Annotated in this window: 25 protein-coding genes and 2 pseudogenes; 26 read left to right on the top strand and 1 reads right to left on the bottom strand. The window is 40.7% G+C overall.

Annotation, left to right across the window (positions count from 1 at the left end; genetic code table 11):
• The first annotated feature begins 229 nt into the window (after nt 1-229).
• The 14 genes from BLR42_RS20050 (at nt 230) to BLR42_RS19985 (ending at nt 8,914) form a co-directional block, all read left to right on the top strand.
• Nucleotides 230-1,816: a transposase gene (locus tag BLR42_RS20050; RefSeq protein WP_091866914.1), complete on the top strand. Its 1,587-nt coding sequence runs from the start codon at nt 230-232 to the stop codon at nt 1,814-1,816.
• 628 nt (nt 1,817-2,444) lie between these two features.
• Nucleotides 2,445-2,576 (top strand): hypothetical protein, encoded by a 132-nt coding sequence (locus BLR42_RS23830; RefSeq protein WP_278289418.1) that lies wholly within the window; start codon nt 2,445-2,447, stop codon nt 2,574-2,576.
• Between the two features lie 22 nt (nt 2,577-2,598).
• Nucleotides 2,599-3,270, top strand: a complete 672-nt coding sequence (locus BLR42_RS20045; protein WP_091873002.1) for a nucleotide-binding domain-containing protein — start codon at nt 2,599-2,601, stop codon at nt 3,268-3,270.
• 61 nt (nt 3,271-3,331) lie between these two features.
• Complete coding sequence (locus BLR42_RS20040; RefSeq protein WP_091872999.1) at nt 3,332-3,859, top strand: NUDIX domain-containing protein; 528 nt, start codon at nt 3,332-3,334, stop codon at nt 3,857-3,859.
• A 40-nt stretch (nt 3,860-3,899) separates the two neighbouring features.
• Nucleotides 3,900-5,162: a macro domain-containing protein gene (locus BLR42_RS23710; protein WP_242879449.1), complete on the top strand. Its 1,263-nt coding sequence runs from the start codon at nt 3,900-3,902 to the stop codon at nt 5,160-5,162.
• 94 nt (nt 5,163-5,256) lie between these two features.
• Complete coding sequence (locus BLR42_RS20025) at nt 5,257-5,436, top strand: hypothetical protein (protein WP_091872997.1); 180 nt, start codon at nt 5,257-5,259, stop codon at nt 5,434-5,436.
• Nucleotides 5,437-5,545: 109 nt separating this feature from the next.
• The gene (locus BLR42_RS20020) at nt 5,546-6,088 is read left to right on the top strand and encodes a hypothetical protein (protein ID WP_026497037.1); all 543 of its coding nucleotides are present in this window, start codon (nt 5,546-5,548) and stop codon (nt 6,086-6,088) included.
• 1 nt (nt 6,089) lies between these two features.
• The gene (locus BLR42_RS20015; RefSeq protein ID WP_091872995.1) at nt 6,090-6,308 is read left to right on the top strand and encodes a hypothetical protein; all 219 of its coding nucleotides are present in this window, start codon (nt 6,090-6,092) and stop codon (nt 6,306-6,308) included.
• A gap of 772 nt (nt 6,309-7,080) precedes the next feature.
• The gene (locus BLR42_RS20010; protein ID WP_091872993.1) at nt 7,081-7,272 is read left to right on the top strand and encodes a hypothetical protein; all 192 of its coding nucleotides are present in this window, start codon (nt 7,081-7,083) and stop codon (nt 7,270-7,272) included.
• A 13-nt stretch (nt 7,273-7,285) separates the two neighbouring features.
• A complete protein-coding gene (locus BLR42_RS20005) occupies nt 7,286-7,483 on the top strand; it encodes a hypothetical protein (RefSeq protein WP_091872990.1) in 198 nt (65 codons plus the stop codon).
• 89 nt (nt 7,484-7,572) lie between these two features.
• Nucleotides 7,573-7,974 (top strand): flavodoxin family protein, encoded by a 402-nt coding sequence (locus tag BLR42_RS20000; RefSeq protein WP_091757584.1) that lies wholly within the window; start codon nt 7,573-7,575, stop codon nt 7,972-7,974.
• A 12-nt stretch (nt 7,975-7,986) separates the two neighbouring features.
• Complete coding sequence (locus BLR42_RS19995) at nt 7,987-8,433, top strand: flavodoxin (RefSeq protein WP_091872987.1); 447 nt, start codon at nt 7,987-7,989, stop codon at nt 8,431-8,433.
• Between the two features lie 18 nt (nt 8,434-8,451).
• On the top strand, nt 8,452-8,640 hold the full coding sequence (locus tag BLR42_RS24285) for a phosphoglycerate mutase family protein (protein ID WP_091872986.1): 189 nt from the start codon (nt 8,452-8,454) through the stop codon (nt 8,638-8,640).
• A complete protein-coding gene (locus BLR42_RS19985; protein ID WP_242879448.1) occupies nt 8,600-8,914 on the top strand; it encodes a flavin reductase in 315 nt (104 codons plus the stop codon). Before BLR42_RS24285 ends, BLR42_RS19985 begins: the two co-directional genes overlap by 41 nt.
• Before the next feature lie 524 nt (nt 8,915-9,438).
• Here BLR42_RS19985 and BLR42_RS23110 read toward each other — a convergent pair.
• Nucleotides 9,439-9,603, bottom strand: coding sequence for a hypothetical protein (locus BLR42_RS23110; protein WP_155829897.1), 165 nt, complete (start codon nt 9,601-9,603; stop codon nt 9,439-9,441).
• Nucleotides 9,604-9,995: 392 nt separating this feature from the next.
• On the opposite strand from BLR42_RS23110, the gene BLR42_RS24015 reads away from it, so the two are divergent.
• The 12 genes and pseudogenes from BLR42_RS24015 to BLR42_RS23100 all read left to right on the top strand — a co-directional run bounded on the left by BLR42_RS24015 (nt 9,996) and on the right by BLR42_RS23100 (nt 14,424).
• The gene (locus BLR42_RS24015) at nt 9,996-10,310 is read left to right on the top strand and encodes a PspC domain-containing protein (RefSeq protein ID WP_091872982.1); all 315 of its coding nucleotides are present in this window, start codon (nt 9,996-9,998) and stop codon (nt 10,308-10,310) included.
• A 49-nt stretch (nt 10,311-10,359) separates the two neighbouring features.
• On the top strand, nt 10,360-10,599 hold the full coding sequence (locus BLR42_RS19970) for a hypothetical protein (protein WP_091872979.1): 240 nt from the start codon (nt 10,360-10,362) through the stop codon (nt 10,597-10,599).
• A gap of 381 nt (nt 10,600-10,980) precedes the next feature.
• A complete protein-coding gene (locus BLR42_RS19965) occupies nt 10,981-11,280 on the top strand; it encodes a hypothetical protein (protein ID WP_091872977.1) in 300 nt (99 codons plus the stop codon).
• A gap of 26 nt (nt 11,281-11,306) precedes the next feature.
• The gene (locus BLR42_RS19960; protein ID WP_091872974.1) at nt 11,307-11,555 is read left to right on the top strand and encodes a GlsB/YeaQ/YmgE family stress response membrane protein; all 249 of its coding nucleotides are present in this window, start codon (nt 11,307-11,309) and stop codon (nt 11,553-11,555) included.
• A pseudogene (locus BLR42_RS19955) lies at nt 11,533-11,703 on the top strand (YbjQ family protein); the annotation flags it as partial. The gene BLR42_RS19960 and the pseudogene BLR42_RS19955, both read left to right, overlap by 23 nt.
• Nucleotides 11,704-12,107: 404 nt before the next feature.
• Entirely contained in the window at nt 12,108-12,647 is a 540-nt protein-coding gene (locus tag BLR42_RS19950; RefSeq protein WP_278289417.1) for a DNA-3-methyladenine glycosylase I, read from the top strand.
• Between the two features lie 7 nt (nt 12,648-12,654).
• Nucleotides 12,655-12,798, top strand: coding sequence for a hypothetical protein (locus BLR42_RS23105; protein WP_170832898.1), 144 nt, complete (start codon nt 12,655-12,657; stop codon nt 12,796-12,798).
• An 18-nt stretch (nt 12,799-12,816) separates the two neighbouring features.
• A complete protein-coding gene (locus tag BLR42_RS23380; protein ID WP_207648588.1) occupies nt 12,817-13,404 on the top strand; it encodes a hypothetical protein in 588 nt (195 codons plus the stop codon).
• On the top strand, nt 13,401-13,583 hold the full coding sequence (locus BLR42_RS19940; protein WP_022762048.1) for a hypothetical protein: 183 nt from the start codon (nt 13,401-13,403) through the stop codon (nt 13,581-13,583). Before BLR42_RS23380 ends, BLR42_RS19940 begins: the two co-directional genes overlap by 4 nt.
• Nucleotides 13,544-13,660 (top strand): annotated as a pseudogene (locus tag BLR42_RS24145) (arsenate reductase family protein); the annotation flags it as partial. The gene BLR42_RS19940 and the pseudogene BLR42_RS24145, both read left to right, overlap by 40 nt.
• A 3-nt stretch (nt 13,661-13,663) precedes the next feature.
• A complete protein-coding gene (locus BLR42_RS19930; RefSeq protein ID WP_091872969.1) occupies nt 13,664-14,251 on the top strand; it encodes an HD domain-containing protein in 588 nt (195 codons plus the stop codon).
• A complete protein-coding gene (locus BLR42_RS23100) occupies nt 14,248-14,424 on the top strand; it encodes a hypothetical protein (protein ID WP_170832897.1) in 177 nt (58 codons plus the stop codon). Before BLR42_RS19930 ends, BLR42_RS23100 begins: the two co-directional genes overlap by 4 nt.
• Nucleotides 14,425-14,719 lie beyond the last annotated feature (295 nt).

The following is a 14,719-nucleotide window of genomic DNA, read 5'->3' as shown; positions in this document are numbered from 1 at the left end:
TAAAACTTTCCCAAATCGCCGGACTATAGGTTAAGCCCATAAATCCGCGGTTTGTTACTTCATTTGTCAGAAAATGAGTGCACCAAAGGCAAAAATCCTTGGTAAACCGCATCATTTTCCTTGATTTTTACTGCACTTTGACATCAGATTTTTGTAAAATGGGACAGAGAAAGCTTGAATATATAGTCCTGATATGGTATAATAGGACTATATAAAAGGAGGCTTTCTTATGCCAGTTCCAGCAGATATCCGTGCAGTTCCCAGACCAGTAAATACCATCGTAGATGACAGCGGACGTGACGGCCCTAAAAGATACGCTGTTCGAGAAAGGGCATCCACGAAATATGTTGCAGGTGGAAATCCTCAGCCGCGCAACGGCAAGGTTGTCGGACATATCATCAATCACGAGTATGTCCCTGTTACAGCAACTGCTTCATCTGTTCCGGTGGTTCCTGATATGCTGTCCTATGGAACCTCTGCCCTTGTTCACTCAGTGACCCGGGACATTGAAAAAGATCTGCTGGCAGTTTACGACCCTTCTGATGTCTATGCGATTATGGCAATCGCTTCGCTCAGGGTCATTAAGCCTCAGGTCACTGACAGCAGGCTTTCGCAACACTACAACCGTTGTTTTGTCTGTAAGGACTATCCTGGTGCAGCCATATCGAAAAACTCTGTCAGTAAGCTGTTTAACAAGATTGGTATGGACGGAGCGCGGCGCAGTATGTTTTATCAGCTACGCATGAAAGCTACATCTGCTGACCATCACGTAGCAATTGATGGCACCTTAAAGCAGGACACAAGCATAGTCAATGACCTGTCGGCATACTCCTACAAAGCGAGAGTACGAGGATGCAGCGAGGTCTCCGTTCTCTATGCTTACGACATTGAACTGATGGAACCCATATGTGCCGAGATATTCCCTGGCAACAGTATAGATTCAAAGTCATATCCTGCATTTATACGCGATAATGATCTTAGAAGAGGAATCATTGTCGCAGATAAGGGCTTTCCTCCGAGCAAGATTAAAGAAGAGCTTTCGGAAAGACCTGATCTTCATTTCCTTACACCTATCAAGCGAAACGACAAACGCATTTCTGATAATGACATGCTATCGTTTGATGGTGTACTTGTGGGCATAGATGCCCATGTGGTTTATAAAAAAGCCAGAATTAAAGGTGGTCGTTACCTTTACGCATTCAAAGATGCAAAGAAGGCTGCAAAGGAAGAAACAACTTACCTTGCAAACGCCAAGCGTAAGAACACTTTTTCTCCTGAGAAGTACTCTGATAAAAGGAATACGTTCGGCGTAATGGTTCTCGAATCAGATCAGGACCTTGCTCCTGAAGTAGCATACAAGTGTTATCAGGACCGCTGGCTTCTGGAGATGGTCTTTAAACGCTATAAGAGTGATGAGTGCCTTGACCATACTGGTGAGCAGGGTGACTTTGCTGTAATAGGCAGCGAGTTTGTAAACTTTATCTCAACTGTTGCAACCTGCAGAATTATCCGCAAAGCCGAAAATGCTGGACTTCTGAAACAGATGTCCTATGGTGAACTTATGGATGATCTTTCATCAGCATGGCGTAGGGCAGATGCACCAGCAGAGCCATCATCCGATGACGGTTTTTGGGTACACACAATACAAACCGCAACGGAAGAGCTCGAAGCTCTTGGGCTTTCAAAGCCGGCTCCAAAGCCTGAGCCTAAGAAACGCGGGCGAAAGCCGAAGCCAAAGAATCAGATTGAAATAAAACCCAAGCGGCCACGTGGTCGTCCAAGAAAGGACGCTAACCCTTCTGCCGGAAATCTATAGTCCGGCAGATTGGGAATCTTTTAATACAAAGATACAAAGACACTGCATTATTTGACGATAGGCAGTGTCTTCTTTTGTGCTGGCATTTTTATCGGACAGCATAGGATCTAGGATGAAGATGTAAAGTGGAACCAATGTCCCATTAAAGAGGTCGAGGAGTTAAAAATGGCAGGATTGTATTAGGCGTAAGTGTTTTAGCTATCAATGTACTAATGATTGGTAGTGAAAATACTAATTTCATAACGTGGATAGTGGGGAGTCTGGCACGACTATGGCCAAGGCTCCTTTTTTGTATGTACATTTTTATGAATTATAGTCGATGGCCGAGAGCGCCACCATAAAAATCACGGTAAACCATAAAAACTGGGGAATTTTCATTTTGATATTTAGCAATTAAAGTATAGAAATAGGGAGAACGATATGGACAAAACATATAACGATTTACCAGGATTTGATGAGGCACGTTTAGAAAGACTAATGCATTATAACAGGAAAATTCAGGAACATGCGAATGCTTCAGATGATGCATAATAAAGTATATATGCAAGATAGTATAGAAGGAATTTATCTATGAGCAAATAGGTAGTTGGATAAGTTGGTTAAGTAAACATGGAGGGTAGGATAACTTATGGAAAAAGTAAGTATAAAAGAATTATTTTTAGGGTTGCAAGCTCAAATGATTGCACAAGAAGGCTTTTGTAAAGCTCTGTGTCATCCGGTGGATAAAAGGAATTGCGCTCGAAAAGATAATTGCAGATAATATTGGAGATTCATATAAATCTATGGAGGATTTATTTATTGAAACCATAGGAAACATTATTAGTAAATATGTGGATTATGCGGATAGAAACGAAGTACCATACCTTTTTGATCCCTCAGAGAAGATTAGTGGGAATAATCTATTGGATGGATATACAGGAGAGGATTTTTCGGATTTTATTAATGAATTAGTGAATCATTCAGAACTGTTAAATGAAAAAGGTACAGGAAATGAAACGTGGCGGGAGATTTTAGGAAATGAATTTCCAGCAGAGAAACAAACAAGTTCCAACAGTAATTATTTATTATGCAAAAATTTAAGCTATAGAAAAAAACCTATATGGCCAATGAGTCATGGAGGAGCGGCATTTGTTACATTGACAGTAGTTAATCAACAAGGGCAGATAGTCGAATATCATAATAATGGAGGTCCTTTGGATAAAGGTTACGATTTATACTTTAAGGCATGTACGGGAGTGAAAAAGCCATATACAGTATACTGGCAAATTACCAATACTGGAGAGGAAGCTAGAGCGGATAATTGTCTTAGGGGTAATTTTGAATTATCAGATATGGGAAGATATGGGAAAAGAGAGAGTACCGCCTATACAGGAAGCCATTCAGTTCAATGTTATATAATAAAAGATAATGTATGTGTCGCTAAAAGCCATGATTATATTATCAATATTGCGTAGCATAACTTGATATAATACTGGCAATGTAGTCGATGCTCGGATCACATTTTTGGAATGATATATGGAATATACTGAGATTTTCACAAGAGAAGGTAGGCCCACCGGGAAGATAATCGAAAAGCATGAGAAGAAACAGCCCGGAGACTATATAAAGCACGTACTTATCATTATGAAGACGAGCGACAGTCCTGCTCCGGGGAAAGGCGAAGGCAAGTATGTTGTTCAGCAGAGATCTTTAAGGGCAAGATATTATCCAGGTAAATGGGATATGACAGGTGGCAGAGTACGTTCCGGTGAAACACCAAAAGAGGCAGCAGTCAGAGAGTTATCAGAAGAACTTGGGATAAAAGTGTCACCTGATGATCTGAAACTGGCCTTTGAATATATCAAAGATTGGGATGATGGGACCGGGCTTTTGGCATCAATTTTCATGATACGAGTTGATGTCCCTGAATCTGGCTTTGATTTTGACCGCTACGAAGTAAACGATGTCAGGGTTATGCCTTTTAGCGAGTTCTATGGTCATATCATGGATCATAATGATGAAGAGATGGGAAGAGGAATCAGGGATATAGAGGCAAGGCTGTAACAAATATAAGCATGTGTATCCATGATTTTGGGAAAAGATAATGCCATTTTCAATAATAAGAAATGATATAACAATAGTTAAGGCAGATGCCATTGTTAACACGGCAAATCCTGATGTTGCTATAGGTGATGGTGTCGACGCTGCTATATATAAAGCGGCCGGGGAGGATAAGCTTTTTGCTGCACGCAGGGAGATAGGAGTACTTGAACCGGGAGAAGTGGGTATTACTCCAGCTTTTGATCTTGACGCGAAGTATATTATCCATGCCAGCGGACCCTGGTGGGAAGGAGGGGACAAAGGTGAAGCAGAGCTTCTGAGAAAGTGCTATGATAAGTCGCTTATATTAGCTGCTGAAAATGGATGCGATTCTATAGCTTTTCCGCTTCTTGCAACTGGGACTTATGGATTTCCAAAGGAACTTGGGATTCAGATAGCTGTTGACGCTTTTACGGCGTTTCTGCTTGATCATGAAATGCAGATTACTTTGGTTGTTTTTGGGGAGTATGCCTATCATGTTTCTGGTAAAATCTTTGATGATGTAAAGAGCTTTATTGATGAAGAGTATGTAAGCGCGGCTCTTGAAGATGAATATCAGTATGATGGCATCCCTGAAGAACCGATGGAGTATATGCAGTGTGAAGCAGCTTTTTCTGATGCGGAGACGGATTCTGATGCTTCTGAAGAGAGTGATGAAGAAGATGAATTCGATGAAGACTGGGAAGAGGAACCATCGGATCTATCTGATGAAATAGGATTTCCGGAACCAAATTACATTAAAACGCAGGGCGGTCCAAGGGAAAAGGGTAAGAATAAACGCGGCATTTTTGCTAATGCAATGAAAGCGATGTCAGCTGCAAGGATGGGTAAAGCCAAAGAATCAGCTCCCATGGAATGCCAGGCTGAGATGATGTTTGGCACAGCGGAAAAGACACAGTCCCTTGATGATGCTCTTAAAGAGATGTATACGGATTCCTTTGAGAAACATCTGCAGCAGCTGATTAATAAGAAGGGGCTGAAGAACTCTGAGATTTATGCAGCTGCCAATATTTCCAAACAGTACTTTTCAAAGCTTCTGAAAGGTCAGGTTAAGCCTTCCAAGGAAAAAGTGCTTTCCCTGGCTGTTGGTCTGAGACTAAATTTGGATGAGACGGTGGATTTCTTAAGGCTCGCGGGATATGCGTTGTCCCCAATTTCGCAGACGGATGTTGTGGTCAAGTATTTCATTATCCACGAGGACTACAACGTTATGAAAATAGATATAACGCTCTTTGATTACGGACTTGATCCGCTGTCGAAGGGATGAGGAAAATGGTCGCCTGTCGGTTGACCATTTTTATTTGCCACCATAGTAACATGACATTATCAGATAGAGCTCCGCTGCAGAGGAGTATAAACAAATGATTGTTTCGATGGAGGTTCACGGTGATGAGCTCCCTTTCGATGATCCGGAGGCTGATCAGCCAACAGGCTTTATCAGGGTACAGAGATCAGGGAGGAGCGACCCGACATGCATGGAGGCGACAGGGAACGTTACCCTGATACAGGACATAAGGGAAGGAAGCATGATAGGCAGATAACGGAAGGATTAGACCAGGACAGACGCAGTAAACATGGCAATTTATGGATGCTTGTCTAATAAATTGCCGGATGATAAAATTATAGGCAACACAGAAAGACAGGGTTAATATGAAAACGGTTTTTGACGAATATAATGAAAACAAGGATGCCATAGCAAATGTTCTTCATGAAGTGGAACAGGAAAAGATGCAGCTAGATATAGAAGTGGGAACTACCATCAATTGTCAGGGCGTGATTGTGGATGTTACCTATGGAGATAAGCATTCAGTTTTCCCACCGCAGGAACTTCTAAAGGACAGAATTTTTACTCATAATCATCCCACCGGAAGATGTTTTTCCAGGCAGGATATAAAGAGTGCAGTATTGGACGGATTGCTTGAGTGCAGGGTTTCTACACCGCAGGGCACGTATTTTTCATTAAAGAGAAAAAGTGATGCAGCTGTGAGCCTGTCATTCATAAATGATGCGTGGAACGCAACAGGTTCTGATGCACTTAGCAACAGGATCATGGAATTGATAAAGTCAGGTGAGATTTTCCCTACAGACCTTACCTGGGACGTAAGAGCCAGAATTGAAAATGATATGATGATCGCATTTCTCAGGGAACATGCATCAGAATATGGATTCATCTATTCTGAAGGAGGTATTTGATATGAGCGGATTTGACGACAGAAGCTTTGATATTGGAGCTGATTTTTATAACAAGCTGGCAAAACAGTATGCAGACCATGAGATATCAGATGAAGAGTTCATGCGTATCAGTAAGGAGATGGGCAACATAATCGAGCTTTGTTCAAATGGTGATATAACTGAAGCGGAGTGCAATGAGAGGCTGGATAAGCTTTGCCCCGTTGTTCCAGTTCATGCATGATGGGTTAATTTCATAAATCTGTGATGATTGAGGATTCCGAGTATTATTCGGAGTCCTCTTTTTTGATGCCTTGGATCTCTTTATGTGGGGATTGAAATGATGATAACTTTGGAATAGATCTTGTTCTTGGAGGTGAAGGTAGGCCTACAGGGAAGATCATAGAAAAGCATGAGAAGAAACAGCCCGGAGATTATATAAAGCATGTTCTTATCATAAATGGTATACCATCGTTTAAAAGGGAACATGGAGCAGGCCAGTATCTGTCAATACTTTTTGGAACAAATACTACCCAGAGCATAGACATCGTAATACCGCCGGAGCTGGGAGAGACAGCAGAGAATGCGCTTAGAGCAGCGGGTTATATTGACGACTCAGAGGAAAATGCCTGATTTTATTTGGTTATATGAATCTGCAACGATTACACACAGCCATGCATTAGCATTGATTCTAGGCTCACATATTGTATAATAATCTTTGTGCGTACGTATCGCACATTATGTAATTATTGTACTATAAAACGCGGAAAACCAGTCCTTGTGGCTGGTTTTTTGTGTATATGGAGGATGTGGCGGTTCATTTTTACATCAGATGATAAATAACGTTGCTGATATATAAATAGTTTTGAAAATGATGGTGCTGCCCGTGACCAGTGTTTCTGCTTTCTCTTTAAGTAATACTATTCTGAATAGAAGTAAATACATATATATAGAATAGTTTTTTATAAAACACTATTTATTAAAATACAGCTAAGCAAACACTTTCTTGTGGAGGTGTGAAAGAACGGGAACAGATAGTGAAGAACTCTCTTGACTGCGGTGGTGGCTGTGAAAACTGTTCTTCCTGCTGGCTTGGAGGCGGAAGTCCCTGGGACATATACCAGGATTACATTGACGGTAAAAAGGAAATTCGAGAGATAAACATGGAGTATATGGAAAGATATCGCCAAGACCGGCAGATACACTGAGGAGATTGTTGTTATGGCAGGTGCACCTGAGATAGGAAATTCCACTTTGGAAGAGCGCAGAGCATATATAAAAGAAAGATATCCATGCATTTCTGACTGTGACATGTGCGGACTTTGTAAGGTGCTTCGCGGAAAAGATGCAGAAATAGCATATAAAGATTACATAGATGGCAACAAGAGCTTTCTTGAAGTGTCTGCGTATTACAAATAAATAATGATAAATTTGACCTCTTGAAATTGATAATACATATGATACAATCATATTGCACAAAATATTTAATTTCAAAGAGGTTTTTTGTTATGGATATAGCAGTAAGATACTGTTCTAAGACTAAATTTGGGAATACAAGGAGAATTGCAGAGGCAATAGGTGATGGGATTGGTGTAAAGGCAGTCAGCATAGCTGATGAACCAAAGCTCAAGGAAAAAGTAGATATTCTTTTTCTTGGTGGAGCTCCATATGCAAATATCATGGCTCCCGAGCTTAAAGAATATGCGGAAGAGCTTGATTTTAAGATGGTTTCAAAGGTAGTCCTTTTTACAACTTCAAACTGGTCAAGAAGAACAGTTCTGGCGCTTAAGAAGATGCTTAAGGGGAAAGGGATAACCGTCTGTGAAGACTATTTTTATGCGCATATGCTTAATATAGATGGAAAGCTTGAAGCAGCAAAAGAATTCGGGAAAAGGATGATTGAGAAATAGGAGGAAACAAGGATGAGTACATTAGTTACATTTTTCAGTGCTGAAGGAACAACAAAGAAAGTAGCTGAGGAGTTTGCGAAGAATATAAGGGCAGACATTTTTGAAATTGTGCCCAAGGAGCCGTATACAAAGGCTGATATCAACTACCTTAATCCACTTTCAAGATGCAACAAAGAGCAGATTGGTAAAAAGGACGTTCCGGTTGAAGGACAGGTTCAGGACTTCGGTAAATATGACACTGTATATGTTGGATTTCCTATCTGGTATGCAGCAGCACCAAGAGTAGTATACAGCTTTTGCAAAGGATATAGCTGGGAAGGTAAGAAGGTGTATGCCTTTGCAACATCAGGCGGAAGCGGAATAGGAAAGACTGCAGAGAAGCTCGAAGAGTATGTTAAAGGAGCGGCTTCTGTGGAGGCAAAGCTTGTACACAGCGCAAATGAGATTGAGAACTGGTAATCAGAAGAGGCCTGCGAAATGCTATACATTATACGGCATGGTGAAACAGAATTAAATAGTAAGCATGTTCTCCAGGGGCGTAGTGACAATGAGCTTGATTCCAAAGGCTTTGACCAGAGCAGAAAAGCCGCTGAGTGGCTCAAGAAGGAAGGTATCTCTTTTACTAATGTATGTCCGTCAGGGAAGATTTACCAAGGGACAGCTTGATAAGGCTGGCGAATTCACAATCAGCGTTCCACTTGAAAATCCGGATCCTCAGATAAACAAGATCTGCGGATGGCAGTCAGGCTTTAATATCGACAAAGTAAAAGAGGCAGGACTTGAGCTGGTGGATGCTGATACCATCAATACTCCTGGTGTTAAGCAGTATCCTCTGACTATCGAGTGCAAAGTCCTGTATGCGCAGGATCAGGACCTTTCAAAGATTCCTGAAGATATAAGAGAAAAGACATATCCTCAGGATGTGGACGGGACTTATTGATTATTTTGTTATGTTTGAATGGAGAAGTAAAAATGGCTATTACATGGCTCGTGAAATATTCGATAGAATTGTTGATTTGATGCCTGAAATTATGCGAACACAAATGGATCTTTCCGGCAGAATACATCGCGAGGACATAACATTGGATTATTTTCTAGTGATGATGAGCATGATGTAAGATTATCTGATAAAGAGATAGAAAAGCCGACTAAGAATATGTCTCGCTCAGAGAAAAAGGAGTTCTGGCGCAGACAGGATGAGTAAGCCCGAGAATATGCTGTAATATTGGAATATGTAAAGCCGTGGTATTTGTATTGGTTCACAAGTACCGCGGCATTGTTTTTGGAGTTGCCCGGAACTGCGCTGTCCCGGGCGTGTTGTTATGAAGAATTGTATGAAAAAAGTTTCTTTGCTATTTCCAGAAGATTTTCATCTCCCGATGGATGTATATTAGCATCCGAAACTTAAGTGAACATAAAAAAAGAAGATCCCTTTTGGAATCTTCCGTTAGTGCTATATATGGATTACCAAACGAAGGTTACTGCGTTAGCAATATCTTCTGTGATAGTGTTATCTTTTACAAGCTTTCTAAGCCATTTCTCAAGGTTGTCAACCTTGTGGTTTGTCTGGATAAAGTGAATGCTCTTGCCTTCTACATCATTTGAAAGAAACAGTTCGTACATATACATAAGAGAAACCTCCATTTAATCATCTTATTTTTGTTTCATTCGTATTGGCCATTTGAATGCTCCTTGTCGCTTACAGGAAATATATCGATGGGTAGGAAAGATAACTTTAGAGGAAAATTTAATGTTTTAAAAATACTTTTTTGGGTGGCATATTTGAAATTTTTATTCATGAAAAATAAATGAGTTCCGTGTAAATTCGGCCATAATCAGTGTGGGTTGGCCTGAAGTTTTTGTACTGGTGATACCATACGGTCAGGATAAGGATGTAAAAAACTCTGTAAAAGAAGAATAGACATGTCATTTTTGCGAGGAAGAACATTTATCTGAAGATATTTCAATTTTACAATCGTTATATAAACAGATGGTGCTTCTCAGAAAGTGAGGAAGTTGTTATGAATGGAAAGAAATTGTACAAGAGTGCAGATAAAAAGGTTTGTGGCGTGTGCGGAGGCATAGCAGAATATTTTGGCATAGATCCGACAGTGATAAGACTTGTATATGTGTTACTTGTCTTGTTTACAGGCGTTGGTATCCTGCCATACATAATTGCAGCGATAATCATGGATGAAAATCCTGAAAATGTTGTATCCGTTAAGAGAATCGAAGAAAACAGTTACTCGGAAGAAAATGTCTATGAATCAGCTGAGCCGGTAGGTTTCAAGCCTGATTCTGACGACAATGGTGAAATTAAAGGATTTAACCTTTGATCAGATGCGCTGGGATGAACTATCCCGGAGTTTTTATGAGGAGGACGGCATGAACAGCAGATTAAAGAAATACGCAGGTTTTTTAGCAATTATCGTTGGTGTGCTTCTTGCATGGGAAGCAGCCAGTGAGGCAAATACGATGTTCATGATAGAAAGCATCTGTCTTGCTGTCATTGGAATGTGCTATGTACTTCCTGTCAAGGATGTCATTAAGCGGCTAATGGGGGAAGCAGTAAAAGCGAAAGAAAAGCAGAAACAGCCGGAAACGGAATTGTTCCTTATCCGCTGATAATATAGATCAAAGTAGCAATTACAATAAGTTTTGTAGCCAAGGAAGCGCTGCAGCAGACAAATGGCGATGCAGATGAGGCAATAAAGCTCCTTCAGCCCAAGGCATGTGAGCTGGAAGAAGGACGGCTCCACTGACGAAGTGAAGTAAAACTGAATACAGGATTTACATATGCCTCGGGGATTAATCTTTATTCCCGGGGCATTTTAGAAATCTATTTCCTATATTTTACCACTTATGGGGAATATGGTTATCGATATTGCAACTATGAATATGTATTATGACATGAACCGGACATATACTTATATCATAAACAGACAGTTGTCTGCGGAAGAGTCCAAAATAGCTTGAACATATAAGCAGACGTCTGGGAGGTTTGTTATGGATAAAAAGAGTAAAAAGACAGTAGGGATCGCAGTTGTTTTGGTGATGATTTTCATGGGTATCATAATTGTGCTGAACAAGGCATCTGTGCAGAGAGCGTTAAAGTCAATAAATTCCGAGTATTCCGGAGGCCTTGACCGAACCGTAACGGTGTATGACTATGATGGAAACGAGATCACACAATATACCGGTAAGATTGATATAGAGGATACCGAGACAGGCGGAAAAGTAAAATTTGACCTGGATGGAAAAAGAACTATCATATATGGTGGTATCGTAATAGTGCAGGAAAACTGAGAAAAGTAAGATTGGAGGCAAACAACATGTTTGGAATTATTGGTGGACTTATCCTTGGAGCAATTGCAGGTTTCATAGGAAGCAATATCATGAATGAGAAATCCGGAACATTTAAGAACATCATTCTTGGAGTTCTTGGTGGTGTAGTTGGCGGATTTGTATTTAAACTCATCGGATTTACAGCTACAGGCATAATTGGAAGCCTGATTGTATCAACTGTTGGTGCATGTATATGCATCTGGCTTGGAAGGAAGCTATACCGAGATGATGGGTAAGGCAAGAGAACTTGCTACTGACAGGATGATCAAGGAAGCGCAGGCTCTTGGTGCAGATGCGATTGTTGGTGTGAGATATTCTTCATCTTCTGTAATGCAGAGTGCAGCTGAGATAATGGCTTATGGAACAGCTGTAAAGTTTGTTTGAGGGGCTATAAAAAATAATCATTTGGATGAAATGAGGGAAAGCCGGTAGTTTAAAATGAGTTAAGTTTTCGAATGTATCATAAAGCTATCAAGAGGACAGAACCTCTTGTTAATATTGATAAAACACTTTTTCATAACTGCTGTCTGGTGAAGAACCAGACAGCATCCTCCCTAAAACAATAGCTGCCTTGATGGGCGGCTTTTTCTATTGTATGACTATAATGAAGGTTGCATCTGGGATATAATCTATAGTGGACATAAAAATATAAGAAGGTGACAGCATGGGTTATTGCGGGTGGGCTGATTTCAACGAACGAAATAAGACATACCATGATAATGAATGGGTCGCTGCACATCCGGGGGATGTGCGCTTAGCGACGACCGGAGTGGAACGGAGACCAACCGGTGCATGACGATCGAAAGATGTTTGAGCATCTGATGCTGGAGTGCATGCAGTGCGGCCTTTCCTGGGATTTGATGCTTAAAAAGCGCGAGATTTTCAGGTCATGTTTTGATGGATTTGATTATGACAAGATCGCTGCCTATGATGATGCAGATGTTCAGAGGATCCTTGATACGGAAGACATGATAAAGTCTCCCCGGAAGATAGCTGCAGTAATAAACAATGCGAAGTGTTTTCAGAAGGTGCGGGAAGAATTCGGGAGCTTCTGCAACTACATGTGGTCGTACTCGGATAACAAGGTCATTTTATATAATGGACACAGCAAGCTTGGGGGCAAGATTCCTGTCAGTAATGGGCTGTCAAAGACTATCAGCAAAGATCTGAAGAAACGAGGATTCAAGTATGTTGGTGAAGTGACGACTTATTCTCACCTGCAGGCTTGCGGTATTATCAACGACCATGATGAAACCTGTCCATGTTTTTCAAAGATAAATGCGGAGAATGAGACAGTAAACAAACGTAGGGATAAAGAGGTTTATTAGTTATAACATGCAAATCAGGGAACTGACTGAGGCTGAAAAACAGTCTTATGATGAAATGAGTGAGGGAGCAAAGCAGATCAATCTATTTGGAGACGAAGAGGAACTGGATGCAAAGGATTTTGTGATTGAGCGTACTGATTCTGGGGAATAAAGAGGATATAAGTTTTAAATGACACAGTGGAAGATAAAGCAGATTTTTGATGGAGACTATGGATGTGAAGAATTGAAGCCTGGAGATAAGCCAATGGTTTCGGTCACACTTGTAGATGATGATGGAAATGAAAAGTATGTCTCTGTAGAGGATAAGTGGCTAACAGAGAATGAACTTGAAGTTGGGGACAGATGGCCTATTATACATGTCAGATATGGTGTAATAGTTGCTAATAAAAGAAGTGAGCGGTACATTATAGCAGCGTCAGATGTAGCGGAATATCCAATCGTGATCTCGCGTATTGCCGATGAGGATGATTATTTTGATGATGGCGGTTATTATGGCTTTTATGATGGTGTTAAGGTTGAGCAGGCTAATGATATTCTGGATCTTCTCAGGGATAATGAGAAAGCAAAAGCCAGGACAAAATTGAGAAAGACACTTGAACAATTGGTCCCGTACGTGGATGGTGTAGGGCCGATAGTGTTGGATGATCTTATTCCAGACGAATGGTATGATGCCTGGAAAGATATGGAAGGTATTGTGACAGCAGAAAAGCATATTGATGGATACTGGGACAAAAATATTATGGAGATAGGACTATGAAATTTAGTATGTCACTTTCGAAAGCAGAAAAGATTATGGCATTCTTCAATCAATTGGATCCTGAAGGAACATATAAAGCTTCACAGGATTACAGGGTCTATTCTTATGAAGCAGATACAATAGCTCAGGGTATAAAATCAAAGATAAGCTGGAAAAACTGCTTGAGAATCAGCAGGTAATAAAGACGCCGGTAGTGAGAAATGGTAAGCAGTCTACACTGGGATATCAGCCAGATGTGTGGAAGAAATGGGAATAAATAATGGATGACAGACTAAGAAGGCAAATGGAGTTTGCCTTGGAGATAGATAAAGAAAAGAATGTATTCAGGCAGACTCATCTATCAGGAAAAGGCAGAAATGAAAATGATGCGGAGCACGCCTGGCATATGGCTATTATGGCGTATCTGCTTAAGGAATACTCGAATAAGGATATTGATATTTCAAGGGTCATGATAATGTGCCTTATTCATGACATAGTTGAGATTGATGCCGGTGATACATATGCATACGACAAAGAGGGGCTTGCTACCCAAAAGGAACGCGAGGATGCAGCCAAGGAAAGGATATTCTCGATTTTACCGGAGGATCAGAAAAAGGAACTGACAGCTCTTTTTGATGAGTTTGAGGAAAATAATACTCCTGAATCGAAGTTTGCGCATGCAATGGATAACCTCCAGCCACTTATGCTGAACAACAGTAACGGTGGAGGTGACTGGAGAGAGCATGGGGTTACCAAGGAACAGGTATATGGCAGGCAGTCAAAGACAAGAGAAGGTTCGGAAAAGCTATATGAGCATACAGATCAGATAATAAGGGAACATATCAGTAAAGGAAACATAAAGGAATGAGCAACAAAGAAGAATGGAATAGAATACTACAGATAGTCGGGGAGGAGGGATATCCTACAGATAGCGAATTTGCAGATAAATGTGTAAAAAAGTTCAGTGTGATGAGGAATCTGTTCTATGTAATTTTATTTGGAGGATCCTTTTACATAATGATCTCTCGGAATCTTGAGTGATCATGCCAGCTAAATTCTGGCAATTGAACTTTGACAAGTGAATATTACCCAAGATGAAAAAAAGATGCAAAACAGGGCATGAATAATAGACATAACACTGTTGCTATGCCTGAGAATGCTGTATGATATTTACGAGATCATGCTACATTACAAACCAACTTTCTCGGGGCGGATTCGTAAGGCAGATCCCATGCATCCAAATGTTGTAACATGAGGATGTGATAGAGGCGGCAGTACCACATCTTTGTTGAGCGGTGCCTGCCGCTTTCTAGCTTGAAGTCTATTTTCTCACGCT

Source organism: Butyrivibrio sp. INlla16, assembly GCF_900104155.1.
Classification (GTDB): Bacteria; Bacillota; Clostridia; order Lachnospirales; family Lachnospiraceae; genus Butyrivibrio.
This window is presented reverse-complemented; position numbering and strand designations above follow the sequence as displayed.